General features: G+C 63.5%; 19 protein-coding genes. 10 read left to right on the top strand and 9 right to left on the bottom strand.

Translation table 11 applies throughout. The annotated features are described in order from the left end of the window. Window positions 1–27: 27 nt before the first annotated feature. Both DBIPINDM_RS17330 and DBIPINDM_RS17325 read right to left on the bottom strand, forming a co-directional pair. Window positions 28–1,032 carry a cytochrome d ubiquinol oxidase subunit II gene (locus tag DBIPINDM_RS17330; protein ID WP_258588378.1) on the bottom strand — a complete coding sequence of 335 codons (1,005 nt, stop codon included), beginning with the start codon at window positions 1,030–1,032 and terminating at the stop codon, window positions 28–30. 108 nt (window positions 1,033–1,140) lie between these two features. Next, on the bottom strand, window positions 1,141–2,502 hold the full coding sequence (locus tag DBIPINDM_RS17325) for a cytochrome ubiquinol oxidase subunit I (RefSeq protein WP_258588377.1): 1,362 nt from the start codon (window positions 2,500–2,502) through the stop codon (window positions 1,141–1,143). A 322-nt stretch (window positions 2,503–2,824) separates the two neighbouring features. Between DBIPINDM_RS17325 and DBIPINDM_RS17320 the strand changes: the two genes are divergently transcribed. Then, window positions 2,825–3,751, top strand: coding sequence for an ABC transporter ATP-binding protein (locus tag DBIPINDM_RS17320; protein WP_258588376.1), 927 nt, complete (start codon window positions 2,825–2,827; stop codon window positions 3,749–3,751). Further along, window positions 3,748–4,509 (top strand): ABC transporter permease, encoded by a 762-nt coding sequence (locus DBIPINDM_RS17315; RefSeq protein WP_183464480.1) that lies wholly within the window; start codon window positions 3,748–3,750, stop codon window positions 4,507–4,509. The genes DBIPINDM_RS17320 and DBIPINDM_RS17315 overlap by 4 nt, the downstream gene beginning before the upstream one ends. A 237-nt stretch (window positions 4,510–4,746) precedes the next feature. Here DBIPINDM_RS17315 and DBIPINDM_RS17310 read toward each other — a convergent pair whose 3' ends face one another. Next, the gene (locus DBIPINDM_RS17310; protein ID WP_258588375.1) at window positions 4,747–5,784 is read right to left on the bottom strand and encodes a phosphatidylglycerol lysyltransferase domain-containing protein; all 1,038 of its coding nucleotides are present in this window, start codon (window positions 5,782–5,784) and stop codon (window positions 4,747–4,749) included. Between the two features lie 441 nt (window positions 5,785–6,225). Between DBIPINDM_RS17310 and DBIPINDM_RS17305 the strand changes: the two genes are divergently transcribed. From DBIPINDM_RS17305 to DBIPINDM_RS17295, 3 genes are all read left to right on the top strand, one after another. Next, the gene (locus tag DBIPINDM_RS17305) at window positions 6,226–7,413 is read left to right on the top strand and encodes a flavin-containing monooxygenase (RefSeq protein ID WP_258588374.1); all 1,188 of its coding nucleotides are present in this window, start codon (window positions 6,226–6,228) and stop codon (window positions 7,411–7,413) included. A 74-nt stretch (window positions 7,414–7,487) separates the two neighbouring features. Continuing rightward, entirely contained in the window at window positions 7,488–7,973 is a 486-nt protein-coding gene (locus DBIPINDM_RS17300) for a MarR family winged helix-turn-helix transcriptional regulator (protein WP_258588373.1), read from the top strand. Next, window positions 7,970–8,650: a GNAT family N-acetyltransferase gene (locus DBIPINDM_RS17295; RefSeq protein ID WP_258588372.1), complete on the top strand. Its 681-nt coding sequence runs from the start codon at window positions 7,970–7,972 to the stop codon at window positions 8,648–8,650. Before DBIPINDM_RS17300 ends, DBIPINDM_RS17295 begins: the two co-directional genes overlap by 4 nt. 21 nt (window positions 8,651–8,671) lie before the next feature. Here the strand turns inward: DBIPINDM_RS17295 and DBIPINDM_RS17290 are convergent, their stop codons facing one another. Next, window positions 8,672–8,896 (bottom strand): hypothetical protein, encoded by a 225-nt coding sequence (locus tag DBIPINDM_RS17290; RefSeq protein WP_258588371.1) that lies wholly within the window; start codon window positions 8,894–8,896, stop codon window positions 8,672–8,674. A gap of 136 nt (window positions 8,897–9,032) precedes the next feature. After that, the gene (locus DBIPINDM_RS17285) at window positions 9,033–11,036 is read right to left on the bottom strand and encodes a PhoX family protein (protein WP_258588370.1); all 2,004 of its coding nucleotides are present in this window, start codon (window positions 11,034–11,036) and stop codon (window positions 9,033–9,035) included. 273 nt (window positions 11,037–11,309) lie between these two features. Between DBIPINDM_RS17285 and DBIPINDM_RS17280 the strand changes: the two genes are divergently transcribed. After that, on the top strand, window positions 11,310–11,849 hold the full coding sequence (locus DBIPINDM_RS17280) for a hypothetical protein (RefSeq protein WP_258588369.1): 540 nt from the start codon (window positions 11,310–11,312) through the stop codon (window positions 11,847–11,849). Between the two features lie 222 nt (window positions 11,850–12,071). Here the strand turns inward: DBIPINDM_RS17280 and DBIPINDM_RS17275 are convergent, their stop codons facing one another. Together DBIPINDM_RS17275 and DBIPINDM_RS17270 are read right to left on the bottom strand one after the other, a co-directional pair. Next, entirely contained in the window at window positions 12,072–12,734 is a 663-nt protein-coding gene (locus tag DBIPINDM_RS17275) for a response regulator (RefSeq protein ID WP_258588368.1), read from the bottom strand. Next, window positions 12,731–14,122 carry a sensor histidine kinase gene (locus tag DBIPINDM_RS17270; RefSeq protein ID WP_258588367.1) on the bottom strand — a complete coding sequence of 464 codons (1,392 nt, stop codon included), beginning with the start codon at window positions 14,120–14,122 and terminating at the stop codon, window positions 12,731–12,733. Before DBIPINDM_RS17270 ends, DBIPINDM_RS17275 begins: the two co-directional genes overlap by 4 nt. 169 nt (window positions 14,123–14,291) lie before the next feature. On the opposite strand from DBIPINDM_RS17270, the gene DBIPINDM_RS17265 reads away from it, so the two are divergent. From DBIPINDM_RS17265 to DBIPINDM_RS17250, 4 genes are all read left to right on the top strand, one after another. Further along, window positions 14,292–14,630, top strand: a complete 339-nt coding sequence (locus DBIPINDM_RS17265; protein WP_027054900.1) for a hypothetical protein — start codon at window positions 14,292–14,294, stop codon at window positions 14,628–14,630. A 28-nt stretch (window positions 14,631–14,658) separates the two neighbouring features. Next, window positions 14,659–15,360, top strand: coding sequence for a phosphatase PAP2 family protein (locus DBIPINDM_RS17260; protein WP_258588366.1), 702 nt, complete (start codon window positions 14,659–14,661; stop codon window positions 15,358–15,360). 293 nt (window positions 15,361–15,653) lie between these two features. Then, the gene (locus DBIPINDM_RS17255) at window positions 15,654–15,932 is read left to right on the top strand and encodes a helix-turn-helix domain-containing protein (protein WP_013528670.1); all 279 of its coding nucleotides are present in this window, start codon (window positions 15,654–15,656) and stop codon (window positions 15,930–15,932) included. Between the two features lie 67 nt (window positions 15,933–15,999). Beyond that, window positions 16,000–17,757 carry a SulP family inorganic anion transporter gene (locus DBIPINDM_RS17250; protein ID WP_258588365.1) on the top strand — a complete coding sequence of 586 codons (1,758 nt, stop codon included), beginning with the start codon at window positions 16,000–16,002 and terminating at the stop codon, window positions 17,755–17,757. A gap of 2 nt (window positions 17,758–17,759) precedes the next feature. Here the strand turns inward: DBIPINDM_RS17250 and DBIPINDM_RS17245 are convergent, their stop codons facing one another. After that, window positions 17,760–18,491, bottom strand: coding sequence for a haloacid dehalogenase type II (locus DBIPINDM_RS17245; RefSeq protein ID WP_258588364.1), 732 nt, complete (start codon window positions 18,489–18,491; stop codon window positions 17,760–17,762). 93 nt (window positions 18,492–18,584) lie between these two features. Then, complete coding sequence (locus tag DBIPINDM_RS17240) at window positions 18,585–19,520, bottom strand: DMT family transporter (RefSeq protein WP_258588363.1); 936 nt, start codon at window positions 19,518–19,520, stop codon at window positions 18,585–18,587. Window positions 19,521–19,572: the final 52 nt, after the last annotated feature.

Genomic DNA, 19,572 nt, shown 5'->3' with positions numbered 1-19,572 from the left:
CGCCCAACGCCCCTTCCCACCTACCCCTCAGTCATAGGTCAGGTCCGTCGCCTTCCCGCCGAACACCCGATAGGCATAGAAGGAATAGAAGATGATGACCGGCAGCACGACCACGGTTCCGGCCAGGATGATGGCCAGGCTTTCGGTCGCGGACGCTGCCTGCCAGATGGTCAATTTATCGGGCACCACGAACGGGTAGAACGACCAGGCGAGACCGGCAAAGCCGAGCACGAAGATACCGGCCAGCGTCAGGAACGGCATCAGCGAATGGCGGTCGTCGGGCTTCGGCAGATGGAAGGTTTGCCGCCACAGCCACAGGAACAGCAGCGCCGACAGGATCGGCAGCGGCGAGAGATAGAGCATTTCCGGCCAGACGAACCATTTGTCGAAAATGCGCGGGCTGGCGAAAGGTGTCGCCAGCGACACCGCCGCCATGCCGAGCGCGGTCAGCACCAGTGCGGTGCGCAGCCAGCGCACCGCCTTCTTCTGCAATTCGCCTTCGGTCTTGTAGATCACCCAGGCGGCGCCCATCGCGGCGTAGGCCGCGGCCAGGCAGAACGCCACCAGCGCGCCGAACGCCATGCCGCCGAAACCGACATCGAGGCCGAGCACATAGACGCCGAGCATATAGCCTTGCGCCAGCGAGGCGATGACGGAACCGAGGAAGAAAATGCGGTTCCAGCGGTGCTTCTTGCCGCTCGGCACCTTGGCGCGGAAATCGAAGGCGACGCCGCGCAGGATCAGCCCGACCAGCAGCACGAACACCGGAATGTAGAGCGCGGTCAGGATGACGCCATGCGCCATCGGGAAGGCGACCAGCAGCAGGCCGACGGCCAGCACCAGCCAGGTCTCGTTGGCATCCCAGAACGGACCGATCGCCGCGATCATCGTATCTTGCTCGGCGTCTTCGGCCGCGGCGAACAGGATGCCGATGCCGAGGTCGAAACCGTCGAGGATGACATAGATCAAGATGGCGAGCCCCATCAGGCCGGCGAAGATGAGCGGGAGCGCAGTTGGCCAGTCGAAGCTCATTGAGACATCATCCCTATCATTGGGCCCTCTGCCCTTCGCTATGGCTCCGGGCGTTCGTCATTCGAAAAGCCAAATCGTTGGCTTTTCGTCCGCTACGCGGACCATTCCTCACTCCCCCGCCGCCGGCTGCGACATGGCTGCCTTCATCACCCCCGGCAGTGGTGAGGTGTCGCCATCCTTGGCCGCCTTCAGCGCCAGATGCACCAGCACGCCGAGATAGGCGATCAGCAGCAGCACGTAGAGAATGAGGTAGATGGCGAGTGTCAGCGCGACATGGCTGCCGGCCACCGGCCCGACGGCGTCGGCGGTTTTCAGCACGCCTGTCACCAGCCAGGGCTGGCGGCCGATCTCGGTCGTGTACCAGCCGGCCAACGTCGCCAGCCAGCCCGACAGCGCCATCGGCACCATCAGCATGGCGAGCGGCTTCGGCAGGCTGTGGCGGCGCTTGAGGAAGAAGGCTGCCGACCAGGAGACGGCGAGCATCAAAAGCCCGGTGCCGACCATGATGCGGAAACTCCAGAACAGCGGAAAGACCGGCGGATGGTTGCCGGGGTAGTCGTTGAGCCCCGGCACCACGCCGCTGGTCGAGTGCCGCAGCACCAGGCTGGCGCCGTCGGGAATGGCGATCTCGAACCTGTTCTCCTTCGCCGCCTCGTCGGGCAGCGCGAACAGCACCAGCGGCACGTTGGGGCCGGTGTTCCAGTTGGCCTCCATGGCGGCGATCTTCTGCGGCTGGTGCTCCAGCGTGTTCAGCCCGTGCTGGTCGCCGGCAAAAATCTGGATCGGGATCAGGATCGCGGCAGTGAAGACGCCGGTGCGCAGCGCCTTCCACATCGATTCCGAGCGGTCGCCGTTGAGATAACGCAGCGCCGACAGGCCGGCGATGAGGAACGACACCGTGAGCCCCGAGGCAAGCAGCATGTGGACGAGGCGGTAGGGCATGGACGGGTTGAAAACGATCGCCCACCAGTCGACGGCATGCGCCTTGCCGTCAATCATCTCGAAGCCGGCCGGCGTCTGCATCCAGGAATTGAGCGCGATGATCCAGAAGGCGGACAGCGTGGTGCCGCCGGCCACCAGCACCGTCGCCAGCGTATGGACGCGGTTGGACACACGGCGGAAGCCGAACAGCATGATGCCGAGGAAAGCCGCCTCGAGGAAGAAGGCGGTGAGGATCTCGTAGGCCAGCAGTGGGCCGGCAATGTTGCCAACCTTTTCCATATAGCCCGGCCAGTTGGTGCCGAACTGGAAGCTCATGGTGACGCCGGACACCACGCCCATGGCGAAGGACAGCGCGAACACCTTCACCCAGGTGAAATAGGCGCGCATCCAGGCGGAATCGTTGGTCGCGTTGTAGCGCAGCTTGAAGAACAGCAGCACCCAGCCAAGTGCAATGGTGATCGTCGGAAACAGAATATGAAACGAAATATTCGCGCCGAACTGGATGCGCGACAATATGAGCGGGTCCATGGCGGGCTCCGGCTGCTAACTATTTCTTTTGACGCAATTCCTAGGGAAAGCGCTATGCGCTTTTCCCGGGAAAACCGCTTCACACTTTTCCTGGAATTGCTCCAATACTCGCGAAGGATAGGCCCGAAGCCGGTTCAGGTCAAAGCGGCGTCCTGCCGCGAGGCTGAACGCCACAGGACAATTTTACCGGTTCATGCGGCACATCTCGAGCCGCTCCCCGCACTGGCTGTCCAGAACTGTCAGCAGCACCATTGACTTCCGGTTGCGCGCACCGACATTCGGCCTATATCAGGGGACCTCTTTCAGGCAGCCGTTTTCCGCCATGCCCTCCATTCTGTCCATTTCCGGGGTCTCCAAGACCTACGCCACCGGTTTCACCGCGCTCAAGGAAGTCAACCTCGACATCCAGCGCGGCGAGATCTTCGCGCTGCTTGGGCCCAACGGCGCCGGCAAGACGACGCTGATTTCGATCGTCTGCGGCATCGTCAACCGCTCGACCGGCACCGTCACCGTCGACGGCCACGACATCAACAAGGACTACCGCGCCGCGCGCAGCCTGATCGGCCTGGTGCCGCAGGAACTGACCATCGACGCCTTCGAGACCGTCTGGGCGACGGTCAATTACAGCCGCGGCCTGTTCGGCAAGCCGGCTAATCATGGCTTTGTCGAGAAGGTGCTGCGCGATCTCTCGCTATGGGACAAGAAGGACGCCAAGGCGATCACGCTTTCGGGTGGCATGAAGCGACGGCTGATGATCGCCAAGGCGCTGTCGCATGAGCCGCGCATCTTGTTCCTCGACGAGCCGACGGCCGGCGTCGACGTCGAGCTGCGCCAGGACATGTGGGAGATGGTGCGCCGGCTGCGTGAGGATGGCGTCACCATCATCCTCACCACCCACTATATCGAGGAGGCCGAGGCGATGGCCGATCGCGTCGGCGTCATCAACCGCGGCGAAATCATCCTGGTCGAGAACAAGGCCGAACTGATGCGCAAGCTCGGCCGCAAGCGGCTGGTGCTGGAACTGCGCAATCCGTTGACCGCCATTCCGGAAGCCTTTTCGCGCTATGCGCTGGAGCTGTCGCCCGATGGCGGGCAGCTGACCTACACCTATGACAACCAGGCCGAGCGGCCGGGCGTCGCCTCGCTGATCCGCGACCTCGAGGCATCAGGCATCCAGTTCCGCGACATCGACACGCAAAACAGCTCGCTCGAGGAGATCTTCGTCAACCTGGTGAGGAAAGACGCATGAACCTGCGTGCAGTATGGGCCATCTACCGGATGGAAATGGCACGTGCCTTTCGTACCGTGCTGCAGAGCATCGTCTCGCCGGTCATCTCGACATCGCTCTACTTCGTCGTCTTCGGCTCGGCCATCGGCTCGCGCATCACCGAGATCGACGGCATCAGCTACGGCGCCTTCATCGTGCCGGGGCTGATCATGCTGTCGCTGTTGACGCAGTCGATCTCCAACGCTTCCTTCGCCATCTACTTCCCGAAATTCGTCGGCTCGATCTATGAATTGCTGTCGGCGCCGGTCTCCTACCTGGAGATCGTCATCGCCTATGTCGGCGGTGCCGCCACCAAGTCGATCATCCTCGGCCTGATCATTCTGGCCACCGCCTCGCTGTTCGTGCCGCTCACCATCCTGCATCCGTTCTGGATGGTCGCTTTCCTGGTGCTGACGGCGGTGACGTTCAGCCTGTTCGGCTTCATCATCGGCATCTGGGCGAAAAGCTTCGAACAGCTGCAACTGGTGCCGCTCTTGATCATCACGCCGCTGACTTTCCTCGGCGGCAGCTTCTATTCGATCAACATGCTGCCCGGCATCTGGCGCACGGTGACGCTGTTCAACCCGGTCGTCTACCTGATCAGCGGTTTCCGCTGGAGCTTCTATGGCAAGTCCGACGTCTCGGTCGGCATCAGCCTCGGCATGACCGTGGTCTTCCTGGCCGTCTGCATCGCCATCGTCGCCTGGATCTTCAAGACCGGCTACCGGCTGCGGAACTGACGCGGCTTCACAAACCTGGGTTCCTCGCCCCACGAAGTGGGGAGAGGTGGCCCGGCGAAGCCGGGACGGAGAGGGGCCTTCGGAGCGACCGGGAGCTGCCCGGGGCTGCTGATGGCTTTTTATCTTGCTTGCGCCTCGTCTGTCACCGATTCTGGCTTCGCAAAGGTCGTCCCCCTCTCCGTCCCGGCTTCGCCGGGCCACCTCTCCCCCGCCTTGCGGGGGCGAGGAACCAGAACCTCAGATCGCCTTGACCAACCGCAGCAGGCCCAGCATCTCGATATAGGTCCCCTCGCGGAAAGCGATATAGACCGGCTCCTCCATACCGTGGAAACGGCGCTTGAATGCCGCCTGGCCCTGCAGGTTGAACCGGCGGCGGTTGATCCAGGGCGAATCGTAGGCGCGCTGAAAAGCGTTGCGCCAGAAGTCGCTTTCGGCAAATCCGCTGGGGGCGACGTCGACAAGCGGCGACAGGCCAAGCGTGACCACCTCTATGCCCTCTTCGCGAAACCGGTCGACGGCGAATTTGGTCAGCCCGATCTCGGCGTGCGGCGAGGCATCGATATGCTTGCGCTTGAAGGCGGTGGTGTAGCCGATGACCTTGCCGTCGCGAAACAGCGGATCGAAATCGAGCAGGGCGATCAGCTCGCCATCAGGACCATGCAGGACGAAGCGGCGCATGTTGGTACCGAGCTGATCGTAGAACGGGCGGTTGAGGAAGCCCATCTCCCAGCGCTTGACGATGCGGTCGCCGCGCCAGTTTTCGGACAGCCGGGCGATTTCGTCGAGGAACACCGTCCGCCTGTCTTCTTCGAACGAAAAGCCTTTCTTCAGCAGCCAGCGCTCGGAATAGCGCACGGTCTCGTTGCGCTTGCCGGAAAAATCATGCTCGGGCAGGACGAGCCGGGTGTCGATGCCCAGCCGGTTGACCTTGTAGCCGATCCCGGCCAGCACGCGCGCGGTCTCCTCGCCGATCTGCACGAACCACGGGTCGCCGGCGGTCTTGACGAAGCGCCTGATATAGTCGGCCCGCCGGGCCGGCGCCGCCACCGGGTCGCCAAGCGCGAAATGATGCTTCATCTTGGTGCCGAAGGCGATGTAGCCGTCGGCGTCGCCAAAATAGGAAAGCTTGTGCTGTACGGCGGTGGAATAGGCGAGCGAGAAGTCGCCATGGCGGCGTACAATCGCCAGCCGTTCGACATGCGTCAGTGCCTGGCGCTCGACCTTGGGCGAGGCGCCCTCCAGGATTTTGTCGAAATAGATCCGCAAGGAGGGCATGGTCGAGATTCCGCGTGCCGTCTGTGGCGCGACGTGCCTTTCGACACGCAAGACGCGCCACGGCGTCCTGATTTTTCGCGGGAAGCCGAAATCGTTGCGGTTTCGAATTCCTGCATCGGTAACGAGATCCGCCAGCCCCCGGAGCTCGAATCAATCACATTGCCGCGACCTGATTATCGCCGATGCCGCCGATATGCCATATAGGGCTGCAAGGTTTGAGACAGAAGCGGGCATCCCGCTCCATGTCGTTGTTTTGGCCGCATTTCCGTGATGCGAGTTGTTTCCGCTTGGCGGCGCAATGCTCTGGAGCATAACCGCGGCCGGTGCAGGGCCTCGGCAATCGGCACCGATCTGCTGTATGGGTTTGCGCGCGATCAAACGGTTACAGCGTCCTGCGAGCCTGTGGGGATGCTGCGGCGGTTGAATGGGTTTTGAGAGTGAATGGCTGATACGACGACCAGACCGATGGTGGAGCAGGTGGCGGCGATCGAGCCGGTGATCGTCATTGGCGCCGGTGCTGCCGGACTGGCCGTCGCGCAGGCTTTGGTCAAGGCCGGCGTGCCGGCGGCGATCCTGGAAAAGGAGAGCCGGCTGGCCGAGCCCTGGCATCGGCGCCACCAGCAACTGCATCTCAACACCCATCGCGATCTCTCGGCACTGCCCGGCCTTTCCTATCCCGGGGATACGCCAGCCTTTCCGCCCAAGAGCGTCGTTATCCGCCATATGAACGATTTCCGCGAGGCGAACCGGCTGCCGGTGGAGTTTGGCGTCGCCGTCGAGACCATCGTGTTCAGGGGCGACCACTGGGCCGTGCGCACCAGTGCCGGCTCACGCCTGGCGAGTCATGTCGTCGTCGCCACAGGCCGCGACAAGGAGCCGTTCACGCCGCAATGGAAGGGCGTAGGGGCCTTCGCGGGCCGGATCATCCATTCGGCGGATTTCGGCGACGCCAAGTCCTATGCCGGCAAGAAGGTGCTGGTCGTCGGCGCCGGCAATTCGGGCTTCGACGCGCTCAATCACCTGGCCGGCGTGGATACGGCTTCTCTCTGGCTGTCGGCCCGCAATGGCCCCGCCCTTCTGCCCAAGCGGATCGGCAAGATCGCCGTGCATCGGCTCTCGCCGCTCATGGCGCGTTTGCCGCTGCGCGTCGCCGATGCGGCGATCGCCGCGACGCAGCGCCTGGTTTTCGGCGATCTGACCAAATTCGGCATGCCGCCCGCGCCGTCGGGCGGCGCCAGCCGCCTGATCTCCGACTACACCGCGATTGCCGCGGACGACGGCGCCGTCGACGCCATCAAATCGGGCAAGATCACCGTGGTGCCGGCGATACGCGAGTTCAGCCGCGACGGCGTGATCCTGGCCAATGGCAGCCTGATCGACCCCGATATCGTCATTGCCGCAACCGGCTACCGCACCGGGCTGGAGCGCATGGTCGGCAGTCTCGGTGTGCTCGACAGCAAGGGCGTCCCGCTCTTCAACGGCGGCGACGCCGATCCGAAACTGCCCGGCCTGTGGTTCACCGGCATGCGGCCGAGCATTCGCGGCTGCTTCGCCAATGCCGGCATATTGGGCAAGGCGATCGCCAGGCGGATCGCCGGCTCCTCTCGGCCCTCGGGTGGCTCACGTTGATTTGATCGGAGACGGCTTTGACCCGTTCCTTGCCGTATTATATAACATGTTATGGATTGCGGGACAGATTGATCATGGAAGACGTTATTCGGTCTCTTGGCTATCTCTGCTTGGGCAGCAGGCTGAAGCGCATCGGCGAACAATTGCAGGCCGACGCGCAGCATCTGCTCGACGGCCTGGAGGTCCCGCTTCAATCGAGCCAATACCCGCTGCTTGCCGCGCTCGACAGGCTGGGGCCCTTGGCCGTCGGCGAACTGGCGCAATCGCTCGGGCTGACCCAGCCAGGCGTGACGCGAAGCGTGTCGCTGCTGGCCGAGTTGGGGCTGGTCGAAGCCATCCAGTCGGATGGTGACCAGCGCCGCAAGATGGTCTCGCTGACGGGCAAGGGCCAGCGCCTGGTCGACGTGGCGAAGCGGGACGTCTGGCCGCGCATCGAGAGCGCCGTCGCGGATCTGTGCCGGGACCTCTCGGGGCCGCTTCTCGATCAACTCGCCACTATCGAGGACGGCCTCGCCGCCGCTCCACTCGATCGCCGTGTGAAAAAGGGTGTCGCGCAATGAAACATGTCCTCGACCGGCCCGTCTGGAGCGCGCTGGCGACGCGCCATCAAGCCCTCGCGCAAGGTGGCGAGCTCGCCAGGCGCTATTCGCCGTCATTTGCCCTCTTCGCCGCCACCGCCGCGGACGATGCCCAAAGCCTGCAGGCTTTCGCGGAGCTTGTCGGCCCCGGTGACAGCGTCATCATGGCTCAGGCCGACCCCATTGCCCTTCCGGCCGGCCTCTCGGCAATCTCGACCGCCGCCGCCGTGCAGATGGTTGCCGAGGCGCCGTTACAGGTGGTGTCGGATGATCGGGTGCAACGCCTGACACAAGACGACGTGGCGGAAATGGTGGCCCTGGCGTCGCTCACCAAGCCCGGCCCATTCACGTCTGGAGCATTGAGCCTTGGCGACTTCTGGGGCGTGAAGGCCGGCGGCCGGCTGGTGGCGATGGCCGGCGAGCGCATGAAACAGCCTGGCTACAGCGAGCTCAGCGGCGTCTGCTCGCATCCGGATGTCCGCGGCGGCGGCCTCGGCCGGCTGTTGTCCGTGTTTGTGGCCAATCAGATTTTCGCACGCGGCGAGCTGCCATACCTCCACGCTTATGCCAGCAATGCCGCAGCGATAAGGCTCTACGAGACCATCGGCTTCAGACTGAGAAGCACAATCAACGTGGCCGTCGTTCAACGTCCCGGATAAGCGGCTGGGAGGCCCTGACCTTCAGGCCGATTTCGACTCCAGCCGGCGAAAACCGACGGCGTCCGTCAGCATGTCCTCGTCGACCATGCCGGCATTGTGGAGCGCAAGCAGGGTCAGGGCGATCTCGCGCGCTTCCGGCGAATCGGGGTGTGCTTCGCGCTTGAGGCAGGCTTCGTCAAAGACGCGCTGCAGCCTGGCGATGTCGCCAGGCTTGAGCAGGCCACGATCATAGACGGACTTCGACATGGCGGTCTCCTGAAGGAGGAGTTAGGGCGCCACCTGTAAATTGCCAATCTTTCCCGGAGCTTGAACAGGTTTCATGCGGAATGAGGGGCGTTCGGGAATCGAACCCCTCCCAAAGGCTGCAAACCGGCGCCCGAGATCAGACCGCGATCTTGCCGCCGCCTTGCCTGGTGATGGCGACGACCGACGGCCGCACCGGCATGTCCGGCTTGAAATCCGGCCAGCGCGTCGACGGATACTCATAGTAGGACGGGCGGCCAAAACCTTCCCAATCCTCGCCGCCGTCGCCCGGATGCTGGACGGCGACGAAAGCGGTCTGGTCGTCGGGTGCAAACAACGGGCCGCACATTTCGGCGCCGATCGGCACGCGGAAGAACAGCTTTGAGGTCGCCCGTGCAGCCCCTTCCGTATCGACCGCCCATAGGCCGTCGGTGCGGCCGGTGGCCTTCGGTCCCTGGCCGTCGGTGGCGACCCAGAGCCGCCCGGCCGAATCGACCGCGCAATTGTCGGGCATGCCGAACCAGCCATTGCTCGTCGTCGCCGTCGAGAAGGTGGCGCCGACATCGGCAACCGAGGGATCACCGCATTTCAGGAGCACTTCCCATTTGCCCTTGGTGGACGTGAAATCGCCGTCGGTCTCGGTGATCTCGACAATGTGGCCGAAGGCATTTTCGGCGCGCGGGTTGGCGGCATCGACCTGGTCGGCCTTGCGCTTTGAATTGTTGGTCAGCATGACATAGACCTTGCCGTTGACACCATTGGGCTGGATGTCCTCGGGCCGGTCCATCTTGGTGGCGCCGAGCAGATCGGCAGCGCGCCGCGTCTCGATCAGGACGTCGGCCTGGCCAGCAAAGCCGTTTTCCGTCGTCAGCGGCCCCTGGCCGAAGACGATCGGCAGCCAGTCGACCGTGCCGTCCTCGGCGAATTTGGCGACATGCAGCGTGCCGTCGTCGAGCAGGTCCTTGTTGGCGGCATGGTCGTTGGCGTTGAAAGTGCCCTTGGTGACGAATTTGTAAACATAGTCGAAGCGCTCGTCGTCGCCGAGATAGAAGACGACGCGGCCGTCCCTGGCGACGATCGATTCGGCGCCCTCATGCTTGAAGCGGCCCATGGCGGTGCGCTTCCTCGGCGTCGAGGTCGGATCGTTGACGTCGACCTCGACGATCCAGCCGAAGCGATTGGGCTCGTTCGGCTCCCTGGCGAGATTGAAGCGGTCGTAATGCGCGCCCCATTCATAGGCGCCTTCGGGAATGCCGAGCCGCTTGTAATTGGCGGCTTCCTTGTGGCCTTCCGGCAGTTCGCCGGAGAAATAGCCGTGGATGTTCTCCTCGGCCATGACATAGGTGCCCCAGGGCGTGACGCCGCCGGCGCAGTTGTTCATGGTGCCGAACACCTTCGTGCCGGACGGATCGGCATTGGTCTTGACGCGGTCATGGCCGGCAACCGGACCGGACAGCGCCATTTCGGTGGTGGCGGTGATGCGGCGGTTGAGCTTGCCGTCGCGCACCACTTGCCACTTGCCGCCCGCCTTGCGCATCTCGACGATGGTGCCGCCATGCGCCGCCATTTCGATATCGATCTGCTCCTCCGAGAGCGGCGCGACCTCGGCCTTCTTCTTCCCGTCCTTCTCGACGATCGAAACAATGCCCGGGAACATCAGATGCGGGTTGGTATATTCGTGATTGACCACCAGCAGGCCGTGCTCGGCAGAGCCGTCGATCGGGATATAGCCGACATAGTCGTTGTTGTAGCCGAACTGCCTGGCTTGCGCCTGCGCCGACTGCTTCGTCGGGTCGAACTCCGGCGAATCGGCAAACAGCGGATCGCCCCAGCGCAACAGCACGTCGGCGTCATAGCCCGGCGCGACATGGTGCCTGTCGTCGATGCCGGCCTGGAGCTCGTGGAATTTGAAGGCGGAGCCTTCCGCGGCGCGTGCCTCGTCCGCTGCGATCAGAGCCAGTGGGCTGACGGTGGCGGCGATCACCGAGACGGCGAGCGATCCCTTCAGGAAACCCCGGCGCGAGAACCGCGCGGCGATGATTTCGCCCATGGTGCGGTTGTCGGTGGGGTTGATGGCCGGTCCTTCGTTTTCCTCGAGCAGGCTGGTGCGGAATCGGGCGTCGGGGAAACGATGTTCGGTCATAAAGGGCCTCTGGCTTTGGAGTGGCTGGAGCTTGTTGCCTGTCGACCCCTTACGCCAGGCCGATCACATTTTCGTGACATGGTACAAGATCCAATGCCCAGGGGAGGCCGCTTGTTCACGCGCAACCTCGGACCTTGGTCCAACCTTGCGCTTGCAAAGGTCCTGGAGGACAAACGCAACGGTCGGAGGTCGCTTCCGGTCACTACGTCTTTCGGCGAAGTTGTTGGTTGCAACGTTGGGGTGGGCGCGCCGGCTCAATCGACGGAGATCAGGATGCACGGATCGATCACGGCCGGTTGTCGCCGGCTGACGCTCGTTTCGGCGGCTGTTCTGGCGCTGACCATCGTCCCCTATCGAATTTCCCTGCACGGCTCCGCCCCCGGAATCGACGCTGTTACCGCGCAGGCCGCCAAGGGTGGCAATGGCGGCGGCAACAGCGGGAATGGAAACGGCAACGGTGGCAGCAGCGGAAACGGCGGTAACAGCGGCAACGACAACGACAACGGAAATGGCGGTAACAGCAGCGGCGGCAATAGCAGCAACGGGAATGGAAACGGCGGCAATTCCGGAACAGATAGCGGTGGCGGCGACTCGGGATCCGGCAAGGGCCAGAGCGACAAAGGCGCCAACCATGTCAACGTCACGACCGGCGACAAGGTCGACGTGAGCGGCAACAAGATCACGGTCACGCATCCCGACGGCATCACCGAAAAGATCGAGAACGGCCGCTTCAGGATGCAGGATGCGCTGGGTCGCACGATCATCGACCGCCGGGCCACGCCGGCCGATGTCAGCCGTCTCAAGGCCATGTGAGGCTGGTCAACAGGCAACGGGCCAGCTTCACACGTCGCCTCCGCCGCCCCGGCGGAGGTGATCTCTTTGTCCGGCCTTCGCGGTTCCGCGATGGCCCAGAGCATGATCCCGAAAAGTGGGAACCGGTTTTGTCGGACAAACGGTTTCCGTTTGTCCGAAGATCATGCTCCAACAAGAAGCTAGATAAGGATGACGATCAACCAAGCGTCATCCTGATCTAATCTAAGAGCGGTTCCCGTCTCGGTCGTGAAACTCACGCATCACGAGAGCCGCTTCAGTGCGGTTTCGCACATTGAGTTTCGACAGCACCCCGGTCATGTGGTGCTTGACGGTCTTTTCCTGCAGCTCCAGGCGCAAGGCAACCTCCTTGTTGCTGAGCCCTTCCGCCACCAGCCGCAGGATTTCCGTCTGTCGTTCGGTCAGTTGCCGTAGCCGGTCCGCCACGCCGTTGGCAGGGTGCGGGGACTGGAGATCGGAAAGCAGCCGCGCCGACAGGGTCGGCGAAAGATAGCTCTCGCCGGCCGCCACGTTGCGCAGGATGTCGGCGAGCGCGCGCGATCCGACACCCTTGAGGATATAGCCGTGCACCCCTGCGTTCAGGGCCCTGGTTACATCGGCATTGGTCTCCGAAACGGTCAGCATGACGATCTTCTGGGCGGGATGGTCGGCAAGGATGCCTGTAACCGCGGCCAGGCCGCCGCCCGGCATGGAGATGTCGAGCAGCAGAATGTCGGGCTGCACCGTCGAGGCGATGCGTTCGGCGTCCTGCGCTGTCGCACCTTCGCCGACGATCTCGAAGCCTCCGATCTCCGACAGGCTGCGCGTCACGCCTTCGCGAAAGAGCGGATGGTCGTCGACAACAGCGATGCGAATGGTACCGATCATGCTTGCTCCTCGACCGAAAGACTGATCACCAGTCGCGTGCCTTGCGCTCCGGTCAAGGTCTGGAACTGGCCGCCAATGCTTTCGACCCGCTCCCTGAGGCCGGCGAGCCCCAGCCCCTCGACCCGTGCCGGATCGAAGCCCGGCCCGCCATCCGACACTTCGACAAAAAGCCTGCCATTCTTCATCCCGGCCCGCACCGCCTGATCCTTGGCCAGTCCGTGGCGATAGGCATTGTTCAGTCCTTCCTGCACGAAACGATAGATGCTGATCTTCTCGGAGGCGCCGGGTTCGGGCAAATGCCTGGGCAGCGTGAGCGTCACCGACGTTCCCGTCCGGCGCTGGTGTTCGTCGACGGCCAGCCGCAATATCTCCGTTGCGGCGGCCGTCTCGATCTGCGGCAGCACGAGGCCGGTGCAGATGCCGCGTATTTCGCGCATCGCGTCCTCCAGCGTCTTGCGGATCATCGCGACCTCGGTCGAGCGGCTTTCGCCCCAATCGCCGTCGCCGGAAAATACCGGGCTGTCCATGCGCAGCGCCGCCAGGGCGACGAGTTGCGCCGGTCCGTCATGAAGGTCGGCGCCGATCCGGCGCAAATATCTTTCGTTGAGCGCGGTGGCGCGGCGGGACGCCCGCTGCACACGCTGCCGCAAGGCGCTGTTTTGCGTCACCAGGCCCTGCAGCTCCGACACCTGGCGGCGCAGCGCCCCGCGCTGGTCGTCGATGGTGCGGCTGGCGCGCAGCACGATGCCCGACAAGAGCAGAAAAGCCGTCAAGGTGGTGCCGGCCACGATCAGCCAGCTCGACAGCAGGGCGGAAGCCAGCGTGGCTTTGAAATCGGTGGCGATCTCGAAGAATTCGGTGACGGCCACCACCTCGCCGGACCAGGGCTCGCGCACGGGGTTGTAGATCTCCAGCAACGGCATGCCGACGGCCTGCTCCTTGACTTCGTCTCCGTCGAACGTGTCGAATTGGGCGGTGACGTTGCCCTGGAAGGCGGACCGCAGATTGTCGGTGAGATCGAAGCGGTGGCCGATCAAGGTCGCGTCCTTCGCGTAGAGCACGGTACCGTCGCGGCGCCAGAGCCTGAACGAGACCAGGCGCTTGCCGAGCGCGCCCTGGCCGAGCGTCTCGTCGAGCGCCTGCTTGACGGAGTCACTGAGCTCCTCGCTCTTGCGCAGGTCGGGCAGCAGCGGCGCAATCACGCTGTCGACATAAAGCGCCGTCGTGGCGGCCGAATTGCGGATGATGCCTTCCCGGATCTGCGTCGTCACCCAGGCGCCCACCACCAGCATGACGGCCAGAAGGCCAAAGCCGCCGGCAACGACGAATTGCAGGGCAAGAGACAGTTCGCTCCAGCGCCGCGCCAAGTTCTGCAGAATACGAAACATGAGCCCCTGACCGCCCTTCCATCGACAGCTGGGCGACATCGGCACATTGAGCCTCAGTCTTGCCGTTGCCAAGACCCTCGTTAGAACGAGGTCGCTTGACGTCTCGGCGCGCTTCGGAAACAAGGTCGGCGGCACACGCGGCGAGAGCCGCTTCGAGGGGAACGGGACGTTGAGTTTTTCGGGACTGCTGCAGCTTGGCTTTTCGACGGTGATCTTCCTTTTGGCGGCGACAGCCGCCAAGCAATGGGGACTGGCACCGAGCCTGGGCAAGATCCTCTTGACGCTCGCGCTCTATTCGCTTGGCAATTTGATCATGCTGCGGCTGATCCGCGAATTCGGCATGTCGGTGTCGTTCAGCCTCTCGGCGGTCATCCAGCTGGTCTCGGTCAACGTCGTGGCGCTGGTGTTCTTCGGCGAGCGCGTCAATGCGCTGCAGGCCAGCGGCATCGTGCTGGCGATCGCCGCCGTGGCGCTGATCACGCTCGGGCCCTATCTGCAGGGGCGTTGATCGAGATGAAGACTGCGACACCGGCCCGATGAAAGACACTGCAAGCACCCTGCTCAGCCGCATCGAATTCCCCGTCCTGCTGGCCGGCCTGGTCATCGCCGGCGGGCTGTGGGGTTTCGAGGAGCTGATGGAGGTGGCGCGCGCCACCACGCCGCACGCCTTCGACACCGAAATCCTGCTCGCTTTCCGCCAGGCGGGCCAGCCCGGCGTTCCGATCGGGCCGCCATGGCTGGAAGGGGCGATGCGCGACATCACCAGCCTTGGCAGTGCCAGCGTGCTGGTGCTGATCACGACGGCGACGATCATCTATCTCATGTTGATCCGCAGGCCCGGGACCGCGCTGCTCATCTTCGTCGCCGTGGCCGGCGGCCAGGTGCTGTCGAGCCTGCTGAAGGTCGGCGTCGAGCGGCCGCGGCCCGAACTCGTCTCGCATCTGGTCAGCGAGACGTCGCTTTCCTTCCCGAGCGGCCACGCCATGCTGTCGGCGGTGACCTATCTGACGCTCGGTTCGCTCGCGGCGCGCTTCCTGCATGGCCGGGCGACCAAGATTTACGTTTTGTCGCTCGCCGTGCTGACGACGGTGCTGGTCGGCGTCAGCCGCATCTATCTCGGCGTCCACTGGCCGTCGGATGTGCTGGCAGGCTGGTGCGCGGGCTTCGCCTGGGCGATGCTATGCTGGTTGGTGGCGCGGGTGTTGCAGCGGCGCAAGGTGGTGAGCGACGATGCCTGATGGCGCCTGACCGCGCCCCTCGGGCTTGCGCTCAGATCAATCTGTTGATGAGGTGTCCACCACAGCCTGCCAGAGACAGAACCATCGACAGCAAGCATGCCGATGTCATTAAAGCCTTGAAAATATTCAACCGCGTTACCCCTGCCTCAGATGGACAACACCCTAGCTTGAGTATCGAAAAATGGACAATCAGGCGACGGTGCTTACGTATCAAACATTCATATTGATGCTTGAAACATCATGATAATGGTATTATACGTTATTTCAGCAGACTCAGACATGGGTTCCGACCGATGATCACTGCCGCGCAGATGCGCGCCGCAAGGGCGCTGGCCGGCATCGATCAGAAGACGCTTGCCGAGCGTGCCGGTGTTTCGCTTCCAACCATCCAGCGCATGGAAGCGAGCGACGGCGTGGTCCGGGGCGTGGTCGATACGCTGATGAAGGTCATCCAGGCGCTCGACGAGGCCGGGGTGGAGTTGATCGGCGAGAACCAGGCCAGCGAGCGCGGCGGCAGGGGCGTGCGCCTCAAGCCCGCCGTGCCGCCAGATCCCAAGGCTGAGCCGGCATAAGTCGCGACGGCGACCGCCGACAGTCCTGCCGACGATCCCGCCGCCTTTCAGGTTCGGAAGGCAGTCCATGGATCAGGCCCGGCAGGCAGTGCATCAACCGGCTCATAAGTCGGCCCACAGATCGGCCCATAAGTCGGTAAAACCGACATTTGCCGAATTGTTCACGCCCAAGCTGGTGACGGTCTGGCGCGAGGGTTACCACCTGCCGCAGTTCAAGGCCGACTTCATGGCCGGCCTGACCGTCGCCATCGTCGCGTTGCCGCTGTCGATGGCGATTGCGATTGCCTCGGGCGTGACGCCGGAGCGCGGCCTGTTCACCGCCATCGTCGGCGGCTTCATCATATCGGCGCTCGGCGGCAGCCGCTTCCAGATCGGCGGGCCGGCCGGCGCCTTCATCGTGCTGGTGGCGGCAACGGTGCAGCGCGAAGGTGTCGACGGGCTGCTCTTGGCAACGATGATGTCCGGCCTCTTCCTGCTCGCCATCGGCTATCTCAGGCTCGGCACCTACATCAAATTCATCCCCTATCCGGTGACGGTCGGCTTCACCGCCGGCATTGCGATCATCATCTTCTCCGGCCAGATCGTCGAATTGTTCGGGCTGAAGCTTGCGGGGCCGGAGCCCGGGCCGCTGCTGCCGAAACTGATGGCGATCGGGCAGGCAGCCGGCACGGTGAACATCTCGGCCACGCTGGTGGCGGTGCTGACCATCGTCACCATTGTCGCGGTGAAGCGCTGGCGGCCGGGCTGGCCGGGCATGCTGATCGCCGTTGGGCTCGCCTCGCTGGTGGTGGCGCTGCTGGCACTGCCGGCGGAAACCATCGGCACGCGCTATGGCGGCATTCCGCGCAGCCTGCCATTTCCGGTACTGCCGGCGCTCAGCCTGGGCAAGGTGGTCGCGGTGCTGCCGGACGCCATTGCCTTCGCCCTGCTCGGCGCTATCGAATCGCTGCTGTCGGCCGTCGTCGCCGACGGCATGACCGGACGGCGGCACCGCTCCAATTGCGAACTGGTGGCGCAAGGTTTCGCCAACATCGCCTCGGCCCTGTTCGGCGGCATCTGCGCCACCGGCACCATCGCCCGCACCGCCACCAATGTGCGGGCCGGCGCGCATGGGCCGGTCTCGGGCATGCTGCATTCGCTGTTCCTGCTGGTCTTCATGCTGGTGGCGGCACCGCTGGCCAGCTACATCCCGCTCGCCGCCCTCGCCGGCGTGCTGGCGGTGGTCTGCTGGAACATGTTCGAGAAACAGGCCTTCGCCACGCTGCTGCGTGCTTCGCGCGGCGACGCGCTGGTGCTGTTGGCGACCTTCCTGATCGTCGTCTTCCGCGATCTGACCGAAGGCATCGTCGTCGGTTTCGCACTGGGCTCGATCCTGTTCATCGACCGGATGGCCAAGTCGATCGCGGTCGAGGCGGACGTGCCGCTGGTGCAGGACGATGTCGCCGACAGCAGCGGCCGCGCCTATGATGCCAGCGAGGCGAGCGACACAGACACCGTCGTCTACCGCATCTCGGGCGCCTTCTTCTTCGGCGCCGCCTCCACCGTCGGCACCGTGCTCGACCGCATCGCCGACCAGCGCCGCAACTTCATCCTCGACTGTTCCGCCGTGCCGCTTTTCGATTCGACGGCGGCCAATGTCATCGAAAGCGCGGCCCGCAAGGCGAGCCGCGCCGGGGTCCGCTTCATCATAGCGGGCGCCTCTCCGCAGATACGGCGTACTCTGATCAATCACGGCGTCAAACGCCCGCTGGTGACCTACGCCGCCTCGATCAAGGACGCGCGGGCGCAGCTGGTGGTTCCGCCGGCGCGTGCTGCCACGCAATAGGCTCAGATGTCAGCCACTCGCATTTCGTCAGCGTGCGCCTTCACCAGGTCGGCCATGCTGTCGAAGCGGAAATCCACCGTCGGTACGTCGCCGGGGTTCATCGTGGCGCCGAAGCCCTGATCCGCATGCCGACGATAGATCCAGCACGATGTCAGGCCGAAGCGGTTGGCGGGAGCGTGATCGTGGAACATGCTTTCCGCGGTGTGCAGGATCTTTCGCTTCTCGATCCCGATCGTACCGAGCTTTTCGAGCATATAGTCGAAGTTCCGGTTGGAAGGCTTGTAGGAGCCGATATCTTCCGCCGTATAGATCGCGTCGAAATCCACGCCGAGCTTCTTGTTGCTGAACGAGAAGCTTTTGTTGTCGACGTTGGAGAGGATGACCAGCTTGTAGTGCTTTTTGAGGTACTGCAAGGCTTGCGCGGAGTCGGCAAAAGCCGGCCAATCCTTCACGCTTTCGCCATACGCCATGCATTCCTCAGGAGTGACGACGACACCCCACTCCTCCGCAAGTCGCTTGTAAACGATCGGCAGAAGGTCGCAGTAGCGTTTCTGCGGAGTCCATTTCTGCTGACTGGATTCGTGCCGGGCGTGCGCCTCGAGAATCTCGTTGCGGCTCAAGCTGCGGGCAGCCCTTTCTGTCAGCGGCTTCAGGCCGTCGATCATGCCGGATTCCCAATCTATAAGGGTGCCGTAGCAGTCGAAGGTCAGGGCTTTGAAATCTGTGAGCTTCATGGGGTTACCTCCTTGATGTCCATGGTTGAACCAATGCTGGCGTAGATGGCGGTCAACCATGAGGTCGAATTCGCCTTCACGAGCGGTCATCGACTAACGGCCCGATATGCTGCTGACTGGGCTCAAGCCTGCCTCGTCCTTCGCCGGTGAGCGCGACGACGTGTACCAAACACCAAACAGTGTCACCGCAAGGCCAAGGAACATCGCCGTCGAAAGCGGCTCGCCGAACATCGACCAGCCCCAAAGCATCGTTACCGGCGGGCTGAGATAGATCACACTGCCGACCTGTGAGGCCGTGTAGAGGCGCAGGCTTGCATAATACGTGCCGTAGCAGAAGAAGGTCGAAAACAGCACCAGCCAAGCGATGCCGAACCCGAAACGGGCATCGAGGGGCGGCGTCAGCCCGCCATTCCATTGGGCGCAAGCGGCGAAAAGGATCGCCGCCGTCAAGCATTGAATGCACAGGCTCTGATGGATGGGCATATTGATCGTCCCCATCCGCTTCTGCACCACCGTTGCCAGCGCCAAAACCGTCATGGACGCAACTGTCAGCACATATGCCCAGACCGGGGCCGTCCCGAGGGTCAGGTTGTCCAGCGAGACGATGAGAACGCCCGTCACTCCGAGAGCCGTTCCGATCCATTGTCTCCCGGTCAATCGGTGTCCCAGAACCGGCTGCGACAAGGCTGCAATGGCGAGAGGCACAAGATCGGAAATCAGCGCGACAAGGCCAGTCGGCACGCGCTGACCGATGGCAAGCGCGAAGCCGCCCAAATAGAGGAACATCGTCGCCACGCCGAAGACCATCTGCTGGATCAAGGCACGCGCGTTTATGCGCGATCCGATCAAGAGAGCAAATGGCAAGAGGATCAATCCGGACATCAAGGTCCGCCAGAACAGCACCAGCATGACATCGGCATTCTCGCTGGCATAGCGGATGCCGACGAAACCAGAACTCCAGCTTACGACCAGCGCCGTCGCCATCATTGGCCATACGAAGCGATGGGTCTTGGTTTGCCGGAGCGTCATGGGATCTCTTTATTCAAGCCCGCCGGTGGCCCCCGAAGCGGAGCACGGCCGA

It is taken from the genome of Mesorhizobium sp. AR02, assembly GCF_024746835.1.
Lineage (GTDB): Bacteria > Pseudomonadota > Alphaproteobacteria > Rhizobiales > Rhizobiaceae > Mesorhizobium.
Note: the sequence above shows the minus strand (reverse complement) of the source record. Positions and strands in the feature narration are given on the sequence as shown.

Coding starts and splice junctions, on each gene's coding strand:
- DBIPINDM_RS17330 (WP_258588378.1), bottom strand. CDS start 1,032: ATGAGCTTCGACTGGCCAACTGCGCTCCCGCTCATCTTCGCCGGCCTG.
- DBIPINDM_RS17325 (WP_258588377.1), bottom strand. CDS start 2,502: ATGGACCCGCTCATATTGTCGCGCATCCAGTTCGGCGCGAATATTTCG.
- DBIPINDM_RS17320 (WP_258588376.1), top strand. CDS start 2,825: ATGCCCTCCATTCTGTCCATTTCCGGGGTCTCCAAGACCTACGCCACC.
- DBIPINDM_RS17315 (WP_183464480.1), top strand. CDS start 3,748: ATGAACCTGCGTGCAGTATGGGCCATCTACCGGATGGAAATGGCACGT.
- DBIPINDM_RS17310 (WP_258588375.1), bottom strand. CDS start 5,784: ATGCCCTCCTTGCGGATCTATTTCGACAAAATCCTGGAGGGCGCCTCG.
- DBIPINDM_RS17305 (WP_258588374.1), top strand. CDS start 6,226: ATGGCTGATACGACGACCAGACCGATGGTGGAGCAGGTGGCGGCGATC.
- DBIPINDM_RS17300 (WP_258588373.1), top strand. CDS start 7,488: ATGGAAGACGTTATTCGGTCTCTTGGCTATCTCTGCTTGGGCAGCAGG.
- DBIPINDM_RS17295 (WP_258588372.1), top strand. CDS start 7,970: ATGAAACATGTCCTCGACCGGCCCGTCTGGAGCGCGCTGGCGACGCGC.
- DBIPINDM_RS17290 (WP_258588371.1), bottom strand. CDS start 8,896: ATGTCGAAGTCCGTCTATGATCGTGGCCTGCTCAAGCCTGGCGACATC.
- DBIPINDM_RS17285 (WP_258588370.1), bottom strand. CDS start 11,036: ATGACCGAACATCGTTTCCCCGACGCCCGATTCCGCACCAGCCTGCTC.
- DBIPINDM_RS17280 (WP_258588369.1), top strand. CDS start 11,310: ATGCACGGATCGATCACGGCCGGTTGTCGCCGGCTGACGCTCGTTTCG.
- DBIPINDM_RS17275 (WP_258588368.1), bottom strand. CDS start 12,734: ATGATCGGTACCATTCGCATCGCTGTTGTCGACGACCATCCGCTCTTT.
- DBIPINDM_RS17270 (WP_258588367.1), bottom strand. CDS start 14,122: ATGTTTCGTATTCTGCAGAACTTGGCGCGGCGCTGGAGCGAACTGTCT.
- DBIPINDM_RS17260 (WP_258588366.1), top strand. CDS start 14,659: ATGAAAGACACTGCAAGCACCCTGCTCAGCCGCATCGAATTCCCCGTC.
- DBIPINDM_RS17255 (WP_013528670.1), top strand. CDS start 15,654: ATGATCACTGCCGCGCAGATGCGCGCCGCAAGGGCGCTGGCCGGCATC.
- DBIPINDM_RS17250 (WP_258588365.1), top strand. CDS start 16,000: ATGGATCAGGCCCGGCAGGCAGTGCATCAACCGGCTCATAAGTCGGCC.
- DBIPINDM_RS17245 (WP_258588364.1), bottom strand. CDS start 18,491: ATGAAGCTCACAGATTTCAAAGCCCTGACCTTCGACTGCTACGGCACC.
- DBIPINDM_RS17240 (WP_258588363.1), bottom strand. CDS start 19,520: ATGACGCTCCGGCAAACCAAGACCCATCGCTTCGTATGGCCAATGATG.